The sequence below is a fragment of the Campylobacter sp. GTC17093 genome (assembly GCF_055397635.1).
Window position 1 is genome coordinate 781,457 of the sequence record NZ_AP038832.1, and the last position, 17,823, is coordinate 799,279.

Here is a 17,823-nt window from a genome sequence, read left to right on the forward strand (position 1 = left end):
ATATAAAAGAGTATAATAAAAACATAATATAAATAAAACTAGTTTTTAAAGGATTAGTATGACATACGCCAAAAAACGCTATATAACATATGCTATATTTTCACTTTTATTTTTATTTTTACCATTTTTAAATATTGAGGGGAATCATTTTTTCTTATTGAGCTTTGACAAAAAAGAACTTCACTTGCTATTTACACGTTTTGATATGCAAGAAATGTATCTTATGCCATTTATACTTATAACACTTTTTCTTACTATATTTTTTGTAACAACTTTATTGGGTAGAGTTTGGTGTGGTTGGTCCTGTCCACAAACCCTATTTAGAACTGTCTATAGAGATTTTATACAAACAAAACTTCTAAATATAAGAAAAAGTAGTGCAAATAAACAAATTAAGCCTAAAACAAATTTTATAAAACAAATTATATCTGTTATTATTTTTGCATTAATTGCATTTATTGTGGCATCAAATTTTATGCTCTATTTTATACCACCTGAAGATTTTTTCATATATATACAAAATCCTACAGAACATGCGGTGGTTGCTGGGATAATAACAATCTTAATATTATTTCTAATTTTTGATATTGTATTTTTACAAGAGAGATTTTGCGTATATATTTGTCCTTATGCTAGAGTCCAATCTGTTATGTTTGATAATGATACCATGCAAGTTATTTATGATGAAAAAAGAGGTGGTATTGTATATAAAGATGGTAAAAAGATAGCAAATAAACCTCTTGAAGATGGTGCTGAATGCATTGGATGTAATGCCTGTGTAAATATATGTCCAACGCATATAGATATAAGACAAGGTATGCAACTTGAGTGTATAAACTGTCTTGAATGTAGTGATGCATGTCAAAAGACTATGTCTAAATTTAATAAATTAAGTCTTGTAAATTGGACTAGTAAAAACTCATTAGAAAGTGGTAATAAGGTAAAATATTTAAGATTTAGAACCATTGGTTACATGTTTGTTATTTCTCTTGTTGTCATTGTCTTAGCTTTTATGAGTTCCAAAAAAGAAAGAATGCTTTTAAACATAAATAGAACCACGGAACTTTACAATATTCGTATTGTAGATGGCTATGTTAGTGTTGATAATGCATATACATTTTTCATACAAAATACAAGCAATAAAGACCATGAATATTATTTTGATGTAAACGATAGTAGAATTTTTATATCTAGACCCAAAGATAGTATAGAATTAAAAGCTGGTACAAAAAGAAAAGTTATAGTTGTTTTAAGTACTGATCAAAAATTAAGTAATAGCCATAAAACAGATACTCCACTTGATATTGTAATAAGTGCTTATGCAAACGATGATAGAAATATAACTGTAAATAGAAAGACTGTTTTTGTATATCCAAAACAAGAAGTTTTGCGAAATAAGATGAAGAAATAGTTATGAAAAGCAATGAAATTTCTGATAAAACTCAAAAAAGATTAGAAAAGATTATAGAAGTAGCCTTTGATATGTTTTTAAAAAAAGGCTACGCAAATACAAGTTTAAATGACATAGTCACTAAAAGCGGAGGTTCTCTTTCAACTATTTATAATTATTTTCATAATAAAGAGGGTCTATTTAAGGCTATTTTGGAAAAGGGAGTTAAGAATTTTTTTGCACAAATAGATAAGAAAATAGACATAAATCAAAGCTTAAGCATTGAAGAATTTTTGTATCATTTTTCAGATGTATATTTAGATACCGTTTTAAATGATAGGGCGATAAGCTTTTATAAATTGGTATTTGGTGAAAATGGTACTAAAGATACAAATTTAAAGAAAATTCTATATGAATATGAATCAAAATCAATAAATAAAATTTTATACGATTTTTTTAAAAAAGATAAAAACATTTATAAATTTATAGATAGTGATTTGCAGACTGTGGCGATGTCATTTTGGATAAGTGTTAGAGAGCCATTTTTTTATAAAAAACTTCTTTTTGATGAAAAAATCAATATCACTAAAAAACAAAAAGATGAACATATAAATAAAAAAATAAATATATTTTTACATGGAAATTTAAAAAGTTAAATTTAAAAAAAAGGGGGGGGGGTTATTTGTGTACAAACCCCCTTTTAAGATATATTATACTAGTTTTACGCCCTGTCCATCACAAAGTTCGCCGATAACATATCCGTCGGTTTTGTTAAGCACAAAATCAGCATTTTCTTTACTAACACACAAAACCATACCGATACCATTATTAAATGTTCTTTGCATTTCGTTTTCATCTACACATTTTGATATGATTTTAAATATCTCAGGAGTTTTTATCGCACTTTTTTGTACTTTTGCACCAATTCCTTCTGGGAATACTCTTGGCAAGTTTTCAACTAATCCTCCGCCTGTAATGTGCGCCATTGCATTTATTTTATCTTTTAGATTTAAAAACTCATCTACATAAATTCTAGTTGGCTCAAGCAGTGTTTCAATAAGCGTTTTTGAGCCTATTTTCTCATCAAATTTAAGTCCAAGTTCGCTTATCACCTTTCTTGCTAAGCTAAAACCGTTTGAGTGAAGTCCGCTACTTGGAAGAGCTATTAAAATATCACCTTTTTTTACAAATTTACTTCTATCTATTTCATCAATTTCTGCGATACCAGTTGCAAATCCAGCTAAATCAAAATCTCCATCACTATACATTGATGGCATTTCTGCTGTTTCTCCGCCAATAAGTGAGCACTTTGCTATTTTGCATCCCTCGCTTATACTCTTTACAACTCTTTTTGCGCTATCTATGTCAAGTTTTGCAGTTGCGTAATAATCTAGGAAAAAAAGCGGGGTAGCGAAGTTACAAATCAGGTCATTTACACACATCGCGACAAGATCAATTCCAACATAATCAAGCATATTTGCATCTATTGCAAGACGAAGTTTTGTTCCAACGCCATCAGTTGCACCTAAAATCGCAGGATTTTTGTATCCGCTAGGTAGCCTTACAGCACCAGAAAATGAGCCAATTGAGCCTATTTCATTTCCACGAAAGGTTGATTTTACAAATGGTTTTATCTCATTAACAAAGCTATTTCCAGCGTCTATATCAACGCCTGCTTCTTTATAACTTATCATAAATTTACCTTTTTATAAATTTGCATAATTTTAGCTAAAAGTTGATAAAATCCAAGTAAATATCAAAGGGCGGATATGAAATATAAATATGCTATTGTTTTAACAGGTTGTATTTCAAGTGGCAAGAGTAGCGTTGCAAATATGCTAAAATTATACGGATATAAGGTCATTGATGCCGATGAGATAAGCCACGGAATGCTTGATCTTTACTCAAAAGAGATATCTCAAATTTTTGGAGATGAGTTTGTTAAAGATGGTAAAGTAGAGCGCAAAAAACTTGGGGCACATGTTTTTAGTGATAAATCAGAACTTATTAAATTAGAAAATTTACTGCATCCAAAAATAAAAGAAAAAATTTACTCACTTGCTGACGAGCTAGAAAAAACAAAAGTGCCATACTTTATAGATATTCCTCTTTTTTATGAGAAAAAAAATTATGATTTTAGTAAAGTATTAATTGTTTATACACCAAAAGATATTCTCCTTAAGAGACTTATAAAAAGAGACAATTTGGATGAAATTTCTGCCATTAAAAGACTTGCTTTACAAATAGACATAGAGCAAAAAAAGAAAATGGCTGATTTCATCATAGATAATAGTGGTGATTTAAAGTACCTAAATAAAGAAATAGAAAACTTTTTAGCTAAGTTAAAACAAATTTATTTTTGATACTCTTTTTTGATATCAACATATACAAGAGCTGAGTTTTTTATAGATTTTATCTGATCTTCGGTTAGCTTTTTTATAAATTTTGCTGGATTTCCTAGTATTAAAGAGCGTGGTTCAAATTTTTTATTTTGCGTTACTAAAGTGCCAGCTCCTACTATGCTATCTTCACCTATTATTGCTCCATTCATGATAGTCGAGTTCATACCTATTAAAACTCTATCTTTTATATGACAACCATGTATGACACAGTTATGACCTATGGTTACATCATCGCCAATTTTTACAGCAAACCCATCGTCTAAAACTTTTCCATTTTCATCAATATTTTTTTGCCAAACATGTATTGTGGTTAAGTCTTGTATATTTGTTCTTTTTCCAATTTTTATAAAATTTAGATCACCTTTTAAAACACAGTTAAACCAAATGCTGCTATCTTCGTCTATGCTCACATCACCTATGATTTTAGCCCCATCTGCTACAAATACACTACTTTTTATTTTTGGTTTTAAGTCATTAAAAACTATATTCATTTTATCTCCTTTAAAATATTTTACAATATTTTATATAAGATTTGATATACTTTACAAAATTTTATTTTGGATATTTTATGGAAAATAGTTTTAGACTCTGTTTGTATAGCAATGTTTTTTTAGATGTTAGTTATTTGAAAAGTAAATTTTCTAGTATAAATAATTTGATTTTTTCATCATATATTATGGAAAATGGTTATTTTGATGATGAGCTTTTTTATGAGATGAAAAATGGACATCTGGGTTTATTTTTGTTGGATATTTCTCAAAATTTAAATGAAGTAAAAAATATACTAAATCTTTTATTGTCTCAAAATTATAACTCAAAAGTTGTTGTAGTTTTTATAGGAAATGAATATGTTTTAGATTCAAAAGAGTTAGAGTTTCAAAAGCATTGTAAAGAAAATTTTAAAGTTATTTATTTAGATAATCAAAATAGTGTCTCAAAATTGGTTTTAAATGAATATAAAATAGCCAAATTTGAGTTAAAACAGCTTATAAATAAATCATTGTTTTCTAGCAATGAAAAGTTTTTTTTGATTGACGAGCAACATAAGTCTTATCCTAGTGCAATAGCTTTAAGTGAGCAAAAAATTGAAGCAAATAATGCGCTTATTATTTGGAATTTAGAAACGTCTTTAAAGCATTTAAAAAATGCACTAGAGCTAAAGCCGCTTGATTTTAGTTCAAATTTTTATATTGCTTATGTCTTGATGACAAAAAATTCAAAAAAACTTTTTATAAAAGTTAAAGAGGCTTTAATTAATTGTATTTGTGTAGCAAAAAGAGATGATGATCTTGCTTCATATGCTATTTGTGCTGCTTTACTAGCAAGGGCGTATCTTATGTCTGGAAAGCAAAATGAGTGCATAAATATTTTAAGCGATGCAAAAAATAGTGATGAAAATTCTGCTCTTGTAAGATATGAAATGGCTAAATTTCTAATAATAAAAAAGAGATTTAATGAGGCCAAAAATGAATTAGAAAATGCTTTTAAATTTGATGTAAATACGCTTGATTTAATCAAAGAAGATCCATTTTTTGATGATTATGAAGAGCTTAAAGATGATTTGCTTCAAAAAGAGAGCATTGTTTCTAATATGGATGAATATAAATTTGCTTTTGAGAAATTTGAAAGTAAAAAAGAACTTATTGCCCCAAAGGCTAATTTTAATATAGAAAATGAAGCAAAAAAAGGTATCTTTGAACAACTTAGCTTTATAAAAGAATCTTTAGATGAGATGGAATTTAATGAAGCGAATTCTGAGCTAAAAAAAGATGAGTTTATAAAATTAATTTATAGCAAAAGTGAAGAAAATATAGAGTTTGAAAATAAAAAAAAGGCAATTAAGTCAGAGCATTCATCAAATTTAGAGAGCTCAAATTTAAAATTTTATAATAATTTGCTAATGTTAAAAGAGAATAAAAAACAAGCTTTAAAAAGTTTTTTTGTAACTATAGGACTTATTTTTGCCATTCTTTTTGGATTGTGTTTTCTTCTATCGCAAAAAAATGGGGGATTTCACACAGGACTTTTTGTGTCGATTTTGGTTATTGGTATATTAAGTGTTGTTATAGGCAGTAGTATTATAAGAAAAAAATATGACACTCAAATATCTAAAAATGCACAAAATAGACAAGATGCGCAAGATGAATTGGATGATGCGTATAAAGAAAATATAAAAGAGATTTCAACTAAACAAGATGAAGAGTTAAAGCGTTTATATGAAAATAAGATAAATGAGAAATTGCTTAGTATAAAAAATAGTATAGAAACTTTTGAAAATTTATCAATAGATAACAATAGCGCAAAAGCTATTTTTTCTAATTTAAAAACTGCGACTCAAGGTGGAGTTATTATTGTTGATAAAAATGATACTGGATATGAGTTGAATGAAGATTTTCCGCTTTGCTTAAATATACCAAAAGCAAATGGAAATTTTTTAGCAAAAGTTATATATAAAGACCAAAACGAGATAAAACTTTCTCGTTTTGGAGCTTACAAAGATTAGTTTTTAGTTTCTGGATGAACTTCATTTATATAAAAACGAACGGATTCCAAAGCTTCTTTTTTAGACCATTCGTAAGCTTGTGAAACAAAATCCCAGTTTATATTTTCATAAAATTTTTCAAGATATTTTGGTCTTGCATTTCTATAATCTATATAGTAAGCATGTTCCCAAACATCTACAACAAGAAGAGGGACTTTGTCATCTGTAACTGGTGTTTGGGCATTGCTTGTACCAACAAGCTCTAGTTTGTCATTTTTAAGATTATAAACTAGCCATAGCCATCCAGAACCAAAAAGCCCAGTTGCTGCGTTTATAAAATCGGCTTTAAAATCATTAAAATTTTTATCTAAAGCATCCTTTAGTTCACTACTCATTGATGATTTTTTTGCTATACAGTCCCAGTAAAAATCATGATTATAAACTTGTGCGGCATTATTAAAAAGTCCACCTTCTGCTTTCATAATAATATCTAGCAAATGACTATTTTTTAAAGGACTATTTTCTAGTTGTTTATTTAGGTTATTTACATAAGTTTGATGATGTTTTTCATAGTGGAAAGAACATGCTTCTTCGCTTATGATATTGCTAACATCTTTTGGATTAAACGGTAATTTTCTTAACTCAAACATTTTTTTCTCCTTAGTATAATATTAAAAATATTATACAAGAGAATAATAAACCAAAAATAAAAATTTTTGTAATTGATAAATTTTATTATCTTATTTAAAGATTTTGGAAATAAATAAAATTAAAAATGGGGAGAAAATCTCCCCGAGAATATTATCTTTTTGAGAATTGTGGGCTTCTTCTAGCTTTTCTTCTACCATATTTTTTACGTTCAACAACACGGCTATCTCTAGTTAGCAAGCCTTTTGGTTTTAGAAGTGCTCTAAAATCAGCGTCCATTGAAGCAAGTGCTCTTGAAATCCCATGTCTTAAAGCTTCAGCTTGTGCATTATAGCCACCTCCAAGTGTATCAGCTTTAATATCCATAGAAGTTTCTTGTTTTGTTACAAGAAGGGGTTGAACAATTTTAAGTTTGATAGCCTCATGACCACCAAGCCAAGTGTTTAAATCCATTCCATTTACTGATATTTTACCGCTACCTGGTTTTATCCAAACCTTAGCTACGGCTGTTTTTCTTTTTCCTGTTGCGTAAACTGTAGCCATATTACTTTCCTTCTTTCTTTATTTGAGCGGTATGAGGATGTTCGCTTCCTTCATAAACTTTAAGTTTTTTAATCATATCTTTACCAAGTTTAGTTTTTGGTAGCATTCCGCGAACTGCAAGTTTGTATAATTTTACTGGATTTTTAGCAAGTAAATCACCAAATTTTTCGCTTTTAACGCTTCCAAAGTATCCTGAATGTCTATGATAAAGTTTATCTTCAGCTTTGTTTATACCAGTTACTATAGCCTTTGAGGCATTTATAATAATTACATAATCTCCACAATCAACATTTGGAGTATAGCATGGTTTGTGTTTTCCACGCAATAAAGTAGCTACTTCTGTAAGTAATCTACCAAAAATTTTGCCACTAGCATCAATCACAACCCAATCACGTGTGACTTCGCTAGGCTTAGTTATCTTTGTCATAATTAACCCTTTGCCTAAAAAATATTCCGTGATTGTATTTAAATATTGCTTATAATTTACTTAAATTAAGTTATTTATAAGAAATTTTATATTTTGTACAAATCTATTTTAGTTGGAAGCATAAAAACGAGATATCCATTTATTTTGTATTTCGGATAAATAGATTGTAGATTTAGGATATACTCGCTAACTTGATCAATATTTTGTTCGAAAAAGTTTTTTGAACTTTTATAATCAAGTATATTAATTTCTTTTTTCTCATCATCTATTGTCAAAAGATCAATTCTTTTTAAAGCTGAGTTAAATATATAATCTTGTTCTTTTAAAACTGTTTTTTGGGTGACAAGTTTTATAAACTCTTCGCATTTTACAAGCAATAAAGCTCTAGATCTAATATCATTTAATGTGCTTGTATCTAAAACAGAGCCGTATCTGTTTTTAAGCATAATAAAGGCATTTTGGATATTTAACTCATCAAAATTATTCATCATTTCTATCATAAAATGAAGAGCACTTCCAAAAAGTGCCGATTTAAATTTCAAATCTTTTTCGTCTTTTGCTTCTATTATTGTTTGTTTGCCTATTTTAATAAGTTTAATTTCTTTGTCTTGACTTATAGGCTTTGTTGTATTTGTAGTTGTTATAGTTTGTAGCTCTCCTAATATTTTATCTTCTAAATCAAGCATTTGTACTAAATCATTTTTTGATGTGTAGGGTTTAAAAAGTGAAGGAGAGTTTCCGTTTCCACCTGTTTTTGCAATAATAATAAGAGAGTGTTTTGCTCTTGTAAAAGCTACATAAATTTGGTTTATTTTATCTTCTTTATCAAGAGATAGGGAAAATTCTTTTAACTCTATAAAATTTCTATCATTAAATTTTTCAAAAACTTTATCGTCTAATCTGATTTGCCACTTATCTGTTTTTATGTCGTATTCAAAAAGAAATTTAGATGATTTTCTATTATCGTCTTTTCCTATTTTATCTACCACTATAACATGATCAAATTCAAGACCTTTTGAGCTATGAACAGTTAGCAGCTGTATTCCATTCATTACTTCATTTATGCTTTTTTCTTGTTCATTTTCTATGTTTAGTATAAAATCTACAAAATTGTTGTATTTATCTATAATTTCAAAAAATCTAAGTAAGTTTTTATCGCTCAAGTCAAGCTTAAGTTCGCAGGCCATTTTATATAAAATTTCTTTTGTGTTTAGAGTTAAATTTAATTGCATGATTTGTGGAATACTATTATAAAATTCTTCTAAATTTTGTTTATAATATGGATCATTAAAGTAGCAATATTTTGCATATAGTATGAGCATACGGACGTATTTTGAATTAATTATTAGGATAGAGCTTTGAGAAATGGCTTTTATATGATTTGTTTGTAAAAATGCTTTTATATTTTCTAAGTCGCTATTTTTCCAGCATAAAATTGCTATTTTATTTTCATCTATGTTATGTGATTTTAACAAATTAACTTTATTTAGTATGCTTTCATATATGTCATCTTTTTGGCATGATGAAATTTCTACATATCCTGAAATTTGACTATTTGGAATTTGCTCTGTATAGCCTTTTATCTTATCTTTAAAAGTTTGATTTACAAACTCTACGAGTAGTTTATCGCTTCTATAATTTTTTTCTAGGCTATTAAAAGATATTTGATTATACTCATTCATAGGTTTTAAAAAAAGTTCTTTTTTTCCACCTCGAAAACGATAAATACTTTGTTTTGTATCGCCTACATAAAAAAAGCTACCAACTCCGTTTTGTCCAGCACCGCTTACACATTCTTCTATAAGTGGTTTTATGATGGAGTATTGTAAAACATTTGTGTCTTGAAACTCATCTATCAAAATATCTGTGATTTTGGAATCTAGCCTAAAATAGAGCATTTCTTTATAATTTTGTAAATTTGTAAGCTCATATACAAGTTTTGAAATATCGCTAAAACTTAATAAATTTTTAGTTTTATTTAGATCAAATCTTGCTTTTTTATAAGTTTGCAAAAGATCAAAAAGTTCTTTTAATTTATAATTTTCAAAATCTAGATAATATTTTTTTGCGATTTTCATAAAATTATCTAGTTTTGTTAAAAACACGGGATTATCTTTTGTTTCTTTAAAATAATTTTTATCTAAATCAATGTTTATAATAAAATCTTTTATATCCTTTTGAAATAAATTAATATAATTTTTATTAGAACTTAGTTTTAAAGCATATTCTTTGAGTTCTAAAAAACTATCTTTCATATCTTTATCGTTAGGAAATTTTGCATTACTTTCAAATTTTATCTCGCTTAGACTATTATACATAGTATCTATAGTACTAAAAAAAGCATTTTCGCTATCATTACTAAAATGTATATATGAAGCTATTTTCTTTATGAGTTCATCGGACGCATTTTGCACAAAAGCATAACTCATTTCGTCACCAAATGTATTTGTGTTTTCAAAATCTGGCATCAAGCCCAAATTTAGAGAAAATAGTCTCAATATAGAGCTAAAAAATGCATCAAAAGTTTGTATACGAAGCTCGCTTGATAAAAAACTATCTTTGGTTTTATCTCTTAGAGCGATGATTTCATCTCTACTTTTGTCTAAAAGAGAACAAATTTCATCTAATTCAGCTTCTTTGAGATGTAAATTTAAAAATGTCTGAACTATCCGACTTTTCATTTCGCTGGCAGCTTTTCTTGTAAAAGTTATGGCTAAAATTTTTCTTATATCTCTTCCAAGAAGAATCAAAGCTATGTATCTAACACTTAGTGCAAATGTTTTACCACTTCCCGCACTTGCACCAAGTGCGCTATAAAGTTCTATCATGTCAACTCTTTTTTGCATATAAGTGAATATGGGCAATACTCACATTTTGATAAATTCTGCTCAAAAATTATCTTTGTGTTGTTTATGCTTTTAAGCTCATTTATTTTGTCTTTTAATTCATCTATGCTTTTTGTTTTTTGTGGTCTTACAAGAGTGAAACTATCTTTTAAATCATAATAATAGCTCTCATTTGCTCCAGTTAAAATCTCATAAAATGCAAGTTGATAGCTACCATCTTTTAAATTTCCACTTTTATAGTCAATTACTACAAGTTTGCCATCTTTTATATCAATTCTATCTATAATCCCTTTTAGATTTACGCCATTGATTGTTGAAAAAAATTCCTTTTCTAAGGCGTAAATACTCCACCCATCAGAAAATCTTTTATTTTCATTTTGGCTAAATTCATTAAGGTTAAGTAAAAATAGTTCCTTTTTTATCCTAAATCTACTGCCACATGCATCTAAAAATATCTTTTTAAACTCTTCTTTATTAAAAGTTTTGTGGGTTTCATAATATATTTTTAAACTATTATGCAAAATGGTTCCAAAAAGTTCTTCATCATTTTTTGGTTCTTTTATGTTTTTTATATATGCATAAAAATACATTCTTTTACATGTTAAAAAACATTCTAGTCTACTAAATGAAAGCGGAAAACTAAAAAAATCATGCTTTAAAGCAACTTCATCTTGCTTTAAATTTAAATGAGTTGGATTAAAAAAAGATAGTGAATTTTGATAAGATTTGTTTGAATAGCTTTGAAGCTCACTATATGAAAGTTCTTCTAAAAATCTTGATTTTATTCTACTCTCATCCTCTACATAAGATATAAAAACATGTTTGGCATTTCTAAAAAGTTCTTTATAATAAAATCTTTGCAAGTTTTCTCTATCAAAATATGTTATAAGTCCAGCTTTTTGCCTAATTGCCGAGTTTAAAAAAAGCTCACTAGAGTTTCTTTGTGGCACTAAATGATCATTAAAATCAACTATTATGATTGCTTCATATTTAAGAGATCTGCTTTCTAAAATTCCTTGAACTGTGACCTCTCCACCCCCAATTAAACTTAGTTTTTTTTGTGAAAGTCTAAGTTTAAATAGTTCTAATATCTCTTTTAAATTTAAAGACTCAAATTTAAGCAACGAGTTTATATATATTTTTTCATTTTCTATGATATTTTTGCTTTCAAAATCGAGTTTAAAATTTTTACAAAGTAGATCTAAAATTTGCTCAAATTGAGCATAGCTGCATGGATTTAAGAATATTTTTGCACCAATTTCTAAAAGTTCATCATCTATATTGAAGCTATTTTTAAAATGTTTTGCATCGTTTTGATTGAGTTTAATGTCTAAAATATCTATATAAGTTGATAGTTTTTGGAAGAAATAACTTTCCTTAAAACTTAAACCCATTGCAAAATTTAACATATTTAATCTATCGTGAAGTCTTAAAATTTCGCTAAAATTTTCATCTGGTAAAATAACAGCAATATTACTTGGCTTAATGCCAAGTTCTACAAGATATGTTATTCGTTCGTATACAAACGCACACTGCATAGAAGATAGGTCAAATTTACTTACATAAATTTGACCCAAATTTTCTAAAGCCTTTGAAGATATAATGGAATTTGAGGTCAAATTTATCTCATAAAGCCTATCTTCTTTTAATTCCAAATTAGTTATATCTTGAACTTTTTGATATGTTTTTTGGTTTAGCTTTGTGGCTTTTATTTTTATAATTACTTCGCAAATTTGTGATGTTTTTATAAGTAAATTCCATTCAAAACTACTTAAAACGCCATCTATATTTATTATAATTTTAGAAAATCTTTTTATATAAGCTTCGTTGATTTCATAAATTTGTGGTAATGTTATTGCATCAAAAAGGGCATTTTTTTCAAGCTCTTCTACATAATTTTTATGAAGTTCATTTAGTATTTCTATATGCTCATCAAAATTAGCATATATGTCATAATTTTTAAGCGATAATATATCTATGTTTTCATTTGCAAGTTCTTTGAAAAATGAAAAAAGATAGTCACTGTTTTTTAAAAAAGAAAAAAATTCTTTTGGAATTCCGAGTTTATCGTGTAAATTTTGTGTTATTTTACAAGCTTTTCTCATTAGCATTAAAGCTAAAATATCGCTAGCTCTAATTTTATCTTTTACTAAAACTAAATTTTGTTCAAATTCGCCTATGGTTATTGTTTTGGGAAGTAATAAATTTGAATCCAGACTGGATTTTATAAACTCTCTTATAGACCTAGTTGTTGAAAATACATATAAGTTAGTTTGAGTATAGTTCATACTTATAAAAACTTATAGAGTCATCGCTACTTATTAGTTTTATCATGATTTGCCAACGACCTATCTTGTTTGGATTAATGGTTATATAAAAGCCATCTTTTGTAATGATTGTATCTAATTTTTGATTAAAATCATTTGTATCTGGTTTTGTTAGCAAGGCTTCTATCTTTATATCATTTATAGTTTTTGAGCTTTTTGGTGTAAGCTTAAAAGATAAAGTATTGTCTTTATTTGTTTTTATATCTATGACATCAAAAGTTTTTTTTGTATAAGGGTTTTTGTACGTTCTAAAAGTATGGTTGAAATCAAAGTCAAATTCACTTTTAAATTTTGCATCTTTTTGCTGTATATCGTAGAAATTATCTTCTACATATTGATATTTATCAAAATAAAAATTATCTATATGAACTGGATTTTTTGAACCTATGATTATTGTTATAACGCAAGCTATAATTACTAAAAATAGCGAAAGTGCTATACCATACGGCCAAAATGTTTTATTATTTTGCATATTTTTTCCTAAATTTATAGTAAAGAAATGTTATGAGCACAAGTAAAACTCCAGCATAAAATATAGTTCTAAATATATTTAGTGTATTTTTATTTGAATTTCCGATAGCATTTTTAAGTTCTATGTTTTTGTTTTTAGCTATTTGTTCTACTATATCAGCATATCCATTAAGAAGTGCGGCATCATAGGATGGTTCGCTATCTTTTTTGGTATTTGCAAGTATTGGAATGATAGTTCCACGTCCTGGAACAATGCTTAAAACTTGCTCTTTATCAAAATATTTTAAAAGACTCTTGTCGCTTTCAAAGATATCAACAAGATGCTCTTTTTTTACCAAAGATAAAATGATATATGGTTTTTTTAAATTTGTAGTATATGATAATGTGCTATCTTTGAGGGTTTTTCCATTTAAAGTATCTAGTGCAACTATGCCCACAAAAATTCCACTTTTTGTAAGCATTTCCTCGCCTAGAGATGAAATTTTTTCAACCAATGGTTTGTTTAAAATGTTATCGTTTGCTAAAACAAAATCATTTGCTTTTAGAGTTGTAGAAAATAAAAGAGTAGCCACTAGACTACTCTTTATAATAAATTTAAGCAAGATTTATCCAACAAAAAGATGATTTGGAGTAAGAACTGCCCATGCACAAACTACAGCTGAAACGATAAGTCCTATAACTATAAGATATTCAAGCATTTTTGACATTTTTTCTCCTTATTTTATAACCATATGTTTATCATTATCTGGACTGATTTTTTGTATATTTTCAGGTTTTTCAAGAACATATGGTTTTTGCATAACTCTTTGTTGCTCGCTAATACCAAGATATGTTAAAACACCAAGTATACTAAGAAGCAAAACAGTAGCTATTAGCATACCAGTAATGCCATTAAGCGCAAAAATACTTCTATTATTATTTTCCATATCTAACTCCTTATTTTGTAAGCGAAGTAGCATATTCGCCAACAGCTTGCTTTTGCACTTCGTTTAGTCTACCATCAGTAAATGAAGGCATAATTCCTAAATTACCTTTTTTACCTCTATTTAACACTTCAATTACAAATTCTTTTGATCCGTATTTTGTTAAATCTGGAGAATTTCCATCCATACCTTTTGCATCTGAACCATGACAAGCTGCACATGTTGCATCAAAAAGATCCTTTCCTTTTGCTACAATATCAGGACTTGCTGAAGTTGATTTTATAGCTGAAATTTCTTTTGCTACATAAGCCGATACTGCCTTTACATCTGCTATGTCTGGAATTAGGCCAGCAGGCATTTCTCCAAGTGGATAATTAAGACCTTTTGAGCCTTGCATTAATGTATTAACTATGCCTTCTTCGCTTCCCCACATAGTAAGATCCATAGATTTGCCATTCATTCCATTTCCAAGTATGCCGTGACATTGTGAGCATTGAACAAGAAAAATGCCTTCTCCCATGGCATGAAGTGTTTTTTCATCTGCATTTGCAAATTTTGAAGAAAATTTATCGTTTGCCATTTTTACTTCCTCATTATATTCACCTATTTGTGAGTATGAATTTAATGGATAGCCAACTAAAAAATACCATATAGCCCATACTATAAGAGCAAAAAAAGTAATAGCCCAGCCAATTGGAAGGGGATTTAAGCTTTCGCCTATTCCGTCCCACTCATCATTAGAAAGACTAACGTTTGATTTTTTTTCTTTGATTTTTTTTATATATAAACCAACAACCACCATTGTAAGAATGATGATTGCCAAAGCTCCAACTATAGAAAGCAGATTTACATTATCTTCTAAATTAAACCATTTCATATTTAGTTCCTTGTTGTATTGTTGTCTTTATTTTTGGAAATAGGTTCAATAGGTTTTTCGCTCAATTCATCATCAAGTGCTAATTTTGAGTATTTCTCATAGTCTCTTCTTCCTATTTTTTCTGATTTTATAAGATGATAGAAATATCCATATAAAACTACTACCAAAAAAACAACGAAGAAAAAGTACCCATAAGCTTGTAACTCTTTTATAGTTTCTATTTCCATAACAAAACCTTATTTCAAGCTATTAAGATAAGCAATAAGTGCTACTATTTGTCTTATCTCGCCTTTTGCAAAGGCATCCTTAACATCTTGATCTTTCATGTCATTTACTATAGCTTCAGCTTCAGCTCTTATTTGTGCACTAGCTTCGTCCCATGAACCAAGTTTTGGCATATTCTCAGCATCATAAGGAACATTGAAAGCTTTTTTAACTGTTAGTGCTTCAGCATATGCAGTTTCTAAATCAGCATTTTTGCTAAACATATGTTTATAAGCTGGCATTATTGAGCCTGGAACTACTGAAAGCGGATCTTTCATATGATTTTCATGCCAGTCAGTTGTTCTATAGTTTCCAACTCTCCAAAGATCAGGTCCGGTTCTTTTTGACCCCCATAAAAATGGTCTATCGTAAGCATATTCACCGCTTTTTGAATATGCGCCATATCTGTCAGTTTCTGACTTAAATGGTCTAATTAGCTGTGAATGGCAAGCATTACAGCTATCTTTTATATATATATGTCTTCCTGCAAGCTGTAAAACCGTGTAAGGCTTTCTATCCTCAACAGGTCTTGCCCTGTTTGCAAAGTCAGGTAAAATTTCAACTATACCCGCATAAGCTATGACTATAAACACAGCAACAGCAAAGAAAAATGGATTTTTTTCTAACCAATTAAACATCTTTTACTCCTTACGCTGCTATAGGCGAAGCATTTCGTGGTTCGCTAGTTAATACTTTATCTGATGAAACTGATTTTATAATGTTATATGTAAACATGAAAAATCCTACAAAATAAAGAAGTCCGCCAATAGCTCTTATCCAATAATACGGCATTAAAACAGTTACAGTATCAATAAATGAGTAGGCTAGGTTTCCAAACTCATCTGTAGCTCTCCACATCATACCTTGAGTAATTCCAGCTATCCACATTGAGCTAAACCATAAAACTATTCCGGTTGTTTGGATCCAAAATTGTGCTTCCATTAAAGACTTTGAATAAATCTCTCTTTTAAATATTCTTGGTATCATATGATAAAGTGCTGCCATTGTCATAAATCCAACCCAGCCAAGCGTTCCATCATGAACATGTCCAGGAATCCAGTCTGTAAAGTGAGCTAGAGCATTTACTGATTTGATAGAAAGGATTGGTCCTTCAAGAGTTGAGAACATATAAAATGTTGCAGCAAGCATCATGAATTTTATTAAAGGATTTTGTCTTAATTGACCCCATTCACCTTTCATAGTAAGAAGAATATTTATAGATGAACCCCAAGATGGAAGAATTAAGACAACAGAGAAAATTGACCCCATTGTTTGCATCCAGTCAGGCACAGTTGAGTATATAAGATGGTGTCCGCCAGCCCATAGATAGATAAACATTAATCCCCAAAATGAAAATAATGAAAGTTTGTAGCTAAATATAGGTTGACCACTTTCTTTTGGTAAGAAGTAGTAAATTTGGGCGATAATTGCAACAGTAAAAACAAACGCAACAGCATTGTGCCCCCACCACCATTGAACTAAGGCATCATTTGTTCCAGCATACATAGAAACTGAATGTAGCCAGCTTCCCATGCCTGTTAGAAGTCTTGTTGGTATTTCCATGTTATTAAAAAGATAAAGCATAGCAACGCCAAGAAAAGTAGCTATATAATACCATAAAGATATGTATAGGGTTTTTTCTCTTCTTATTCCAATAAGTCCAAATATACTAATACCCCATAAAACCCATACAATAACAACTAAAATGTCTATTGGCCATTCTAGTTCTGCATACTCTTTTGAAGTCGTGATTCCCGCAAAAAGCGAAACTACGGCACAGAGTATAGCAATTACATAAAGTATGAAATGAAGCTTACCTATTAACATCAAAAATGGTGACTCATTCATGGAAACTTTAAGAACCCTTTGCCCTATATAATACCATGTAGAAAAGATTCCAGATAGCATAAAACCATAAACAACTCCATTTGTATGAAGAGGCCTTAAGCGACTAAATGTTCCATACTCGCTGGCTAAATAGTTTAAGTCAGGATATGCTAGTTGAAAAGATATTACAACGCCTATCAGCATGCCAATAATTCCAAATACTATTGTGGTTATTAGGAATAATTTAGCGACTGTATAATCGTAATTTAATGCAAATTTTGGCTGCATAAAAATCCCCCTTACTAAGATTATGTTACAATTTTATAACATATTTTGGTAATTATATAGCAAAAAAAATACAAAAAAACTTAAAATATTTGTTTTTTGTTAAAAAAT

General features: G+C 28.8%; 19 protein-coding genes. 4 read left to right on the top strand and 15 right to left on the bottom strand.

Translation table 11 applies throughout. The annotated features are described in order from the left end of the window. The first annotated feature begins 58 nt into the window (after positions 1–58). Both ccoG and ACZ5VL_RS04025 read left to right on the top strand, forming a co-directional pair. Positions 59–1,411 carry a cytochrome c oxidase accessory protein CcoG gene (ccoG, locus tag ACZ5VL_RS04020; RefSeq protein ID WP_464200106.1) on the top strand — a complete coding sequence of 451 codons (1,353 nt, stop codon included), beginning with the start codon at positions 59–61 and terminating at the stop codon, positions 1,409–1,411. 2 nt (positions 1,412–1,413) lie between these two features. After that, positions 1,414–2,046 (top strand): TetR/AcrR family transcriptional regulator, encoded by a 633-nt coding sequence (locus ACZ5VL_RS04025; protein ID WP_464200108.1) that lies wholly within the window; start codon positions 1,414–1,416, stop codon positions 2,044–2,046. A 54-nt stretch (positions 2,047–2,100) separates the two neighbouring features. On the opposite strand, the gene purM is transcribed toward ACZ5VL_RS04025, so the two are convergent. After that, positions 2,101–3,084, bottom strand: a complete 984-nt coding sequence (gene purM, locus ACZ5VL_RS04030) for a phosphoribosylformylglycinamidine cyclo-ligase (protein WP_464200110.1) — start codon at positions 3,082–3,084, stop codon at positions 2,101–2,103. 75 nt (positions 3,085–3,159) lie between these two features. Between purM and coaE the strand changes: the two genes are divergently transcribed. Beyond that, positions 3,160–3,753 carry a dephospho-CoA kinase gene (gene coaE, locus ACZ5VL_RS04035; RefSeq protein WP_464200112.1) on the top strand — a complete coding sequence of 198 codons (594 nt, stop codon included), beginning with the start codon at positions 3,160–3,162 and terminating at the stop codon, positions 3,751–3,753. On the opposite strand, the gene ACZ5VL_RS04040 is transcribed toward coaE, so the two are convergent. After that, the gene (locus ACZ5VL_RS04040) at positions 3,744–4,283 is read right to left on the bottom strand and encodes a gamma carbonic anhydrase family protein (protein WP_464200114.1); all 540 of its coding nucleotides are present in this window, start codon (positions 4,281–4,283) and stop codon (positions 3,744–3,746) included. The genes coaE and ACZ5VL_RS04040 overlap by 10 nt on opposite strands. 77 nt (positions 4,284–4,360) lie before the next feature. Between ACZ5VL_RS04040 and ACZ5VL_RS04045 the strand changes: the two genes are divergently transcribed. Beyond that, complete coding sequence (locus tag ACZ5VL_RS04045) at positions 4,361–6,295, top strand: tetratricopeptide repeat protein (protein ID WP_464200115.1); 1,935 nt, start codon at positions 4,361–4,363, stop codon at positions 6,293–6,295. Here ACZ5VL_RS04045 and ACZ5VL_RS04050 read toward each other — a convergent pair. The 13 genes from ACZ5VL_RS04050 to ccoN all read right to left on the bottom strand — a co-directional run bounded on the left by ACZ5VL_RS04050 (position 6,292) and on the right by ccoN (position 17,715). Then, positions 6,292–6,924, bottom strand: a complete 633-nt coding sequence (locus ACZ5VL_RS04050) for a superoxide dismutase (protein ID WP_464200117.1) — start codon at positions 6,922–6,924, stop codon at positions 6,292–6,294. The two genes, ACZ5VL_RS04045 and ACZ5VL_RS04050, sit on opposite strands and share 4 nt — an antisense overlap. A 151-nt stretch (positions 6,925–7,075) precedes the next feature. Continuing rightward, a complete protein-coding gene (gene rpsI / locus ACZ5VL_RS04055; protein WP_464200119.1) occupies positions 7,076–7,465 on the bottom strand; it encodes a 30S ribosomal protein S9 in 390 nt (129 codons plus the stop codon). 1 nt (position 7,466) lies between these two features. Continuing rightward, a complete protein-coding gene (gene rplM, locus ACZ5VL_RS04060; protein ID WP_464200121.1) occupies positions 7,467–7,892 on the bottom strand; it encodes a 50S ribosomal protein L13 in 426 nt (141 codons plus the stop codon). An 86-nt stretch (positions 7,893–7,978) separates the two neighbouring features. Continuing rightward, positions 7,979–10,720, bottom strand: a complete 2,742-nt coding sequence (locus ACZ5VL_RS04065) for a RecB-like helicase (RefSeq protein WP_464200123.1) — start codon at positions 10,718–10,720, stop codon at positions 7,979–7,981. Beyond that, positions 10,717–13,026 (bottom strand): PD-(D/E)XK nuclease family protein, encoded by a 2,310-nt coding sequence (locus ACZ5VL_RS04070; RefSeq protein ID WP_464200125.1) that lies wholly within the window; start codon positions 13,024–13,026, stop codon positions 10,717–10,719. The genes ACZ5VL_RS04065 and ACZ5VL_RS04070 overlap by 4 nt, the downstream gene beginning before the upstream one ends. Then, entirely contained in the window at positions 13,007–13,537 is a 531-nt protein-coding gene (locus tag ACZ5VL_RS04075; RefSeq protein WP_464200127.1) for a hypothetical protein, read from the bottom strand. The genes ACZ5VL_RS04070 and ACZ5VL_RS04075 overlap by 20 nt, the downstream gene beginning before the upstream one ends. Continuing rightward, the gene (locus ACZ5VL_RS04080; protein ID WP_464200130.1) at positions 13,527–14,108 is read right to left on the bottom strand and encodes a hypothetical protein; all 582 of its coding nucleotides are present in this window, start codon (positions 14,106–14,108) and stop codon (positions 13,527–13,529) included. Before ACZ5VL_RS04080 ends, ACZ5VL_RS04075 begins: the two co-directional genes overlap by 11 nt. Before the next feature lie 33 nt (positions 14,109–14,141). Then, positions 14,142–14,243 (bottom strand): hypothetical protein, encoded by a 102-nt coding sequence (locus ACZ5VL_RS04085; RefSeq protein WP_464200132.1) that lies wholly within the window; start codon positions 14,241–14,243, stop codon positions 14,142–14,144. Between the two features lie 9 nt (positions 14,244–14,252). Beyond that, positions 14,253–14,462: a DUF4006 family protein gene (locus ACZ5VL_RS04090; RefSeq protein ID WP_464200134.1), complete on the bottom strand. Its 210-nt coding sequence runs from the start codon at positions 14,460–14,462 to the stop codon at positions 14,253–14,255. Between the two features lie 10 nt (positions 14,463–14,472). Then, positions 14,473–15,336 carry a c-type cytochrome gene (locus ACZ5VL_RS04095; protein ID WP_464200136.1) on the bottom strand — a complete coding sequence of 288 codons (864 nt, stop codon included), beginning with the start codon at positions 15,334–15,336 and terminating at the stop codon, positions 14,473–14,475. Between the two features lie 2 nt (positions 15,337–15,338). Beyond that, a complete protein-coding gene (locus tag ACZ5VL_RS04100) occupies positions 15,339–15,563 on the bottom strand; it encodes a cytochrome c oxidase, cbb3-type, CcoQ subunit (protein ID WP_464200138.1) in 225 nt (74 codons plus the stop codon). A 9-nt stretch (positions 15,564–15,572) separates the two neighbouring features. Beyond that, on the bottom strand, positions 15,573–16,238 hold the full coding sequence (gene ccoO / locus ACZ5VL_RS04105) for a cytochrome-c oxidase, cbb3-type subunit II (protein WP_464200139.1): 666 nt from the start codon (positions 16,236–16,238) through the stop codon (positions 15,573–15,575). Between the two features lie 10 nt (positions 16,239–16,248). Further along, positions 16,249–17,715, bottom strand: coding sequence for a cytochrome-c oxidase, cbb3-type subunit I (ccoN, locus tag ACZ5VL_RS04110; RefSeq protein ID WP_464200141.1), 1,467 nt, complete (start codon positions 17,713–17,715; stop codon positions 16,249–16,251). Positions 17,716–17,823: the final 108 nt, after the last annotated feature.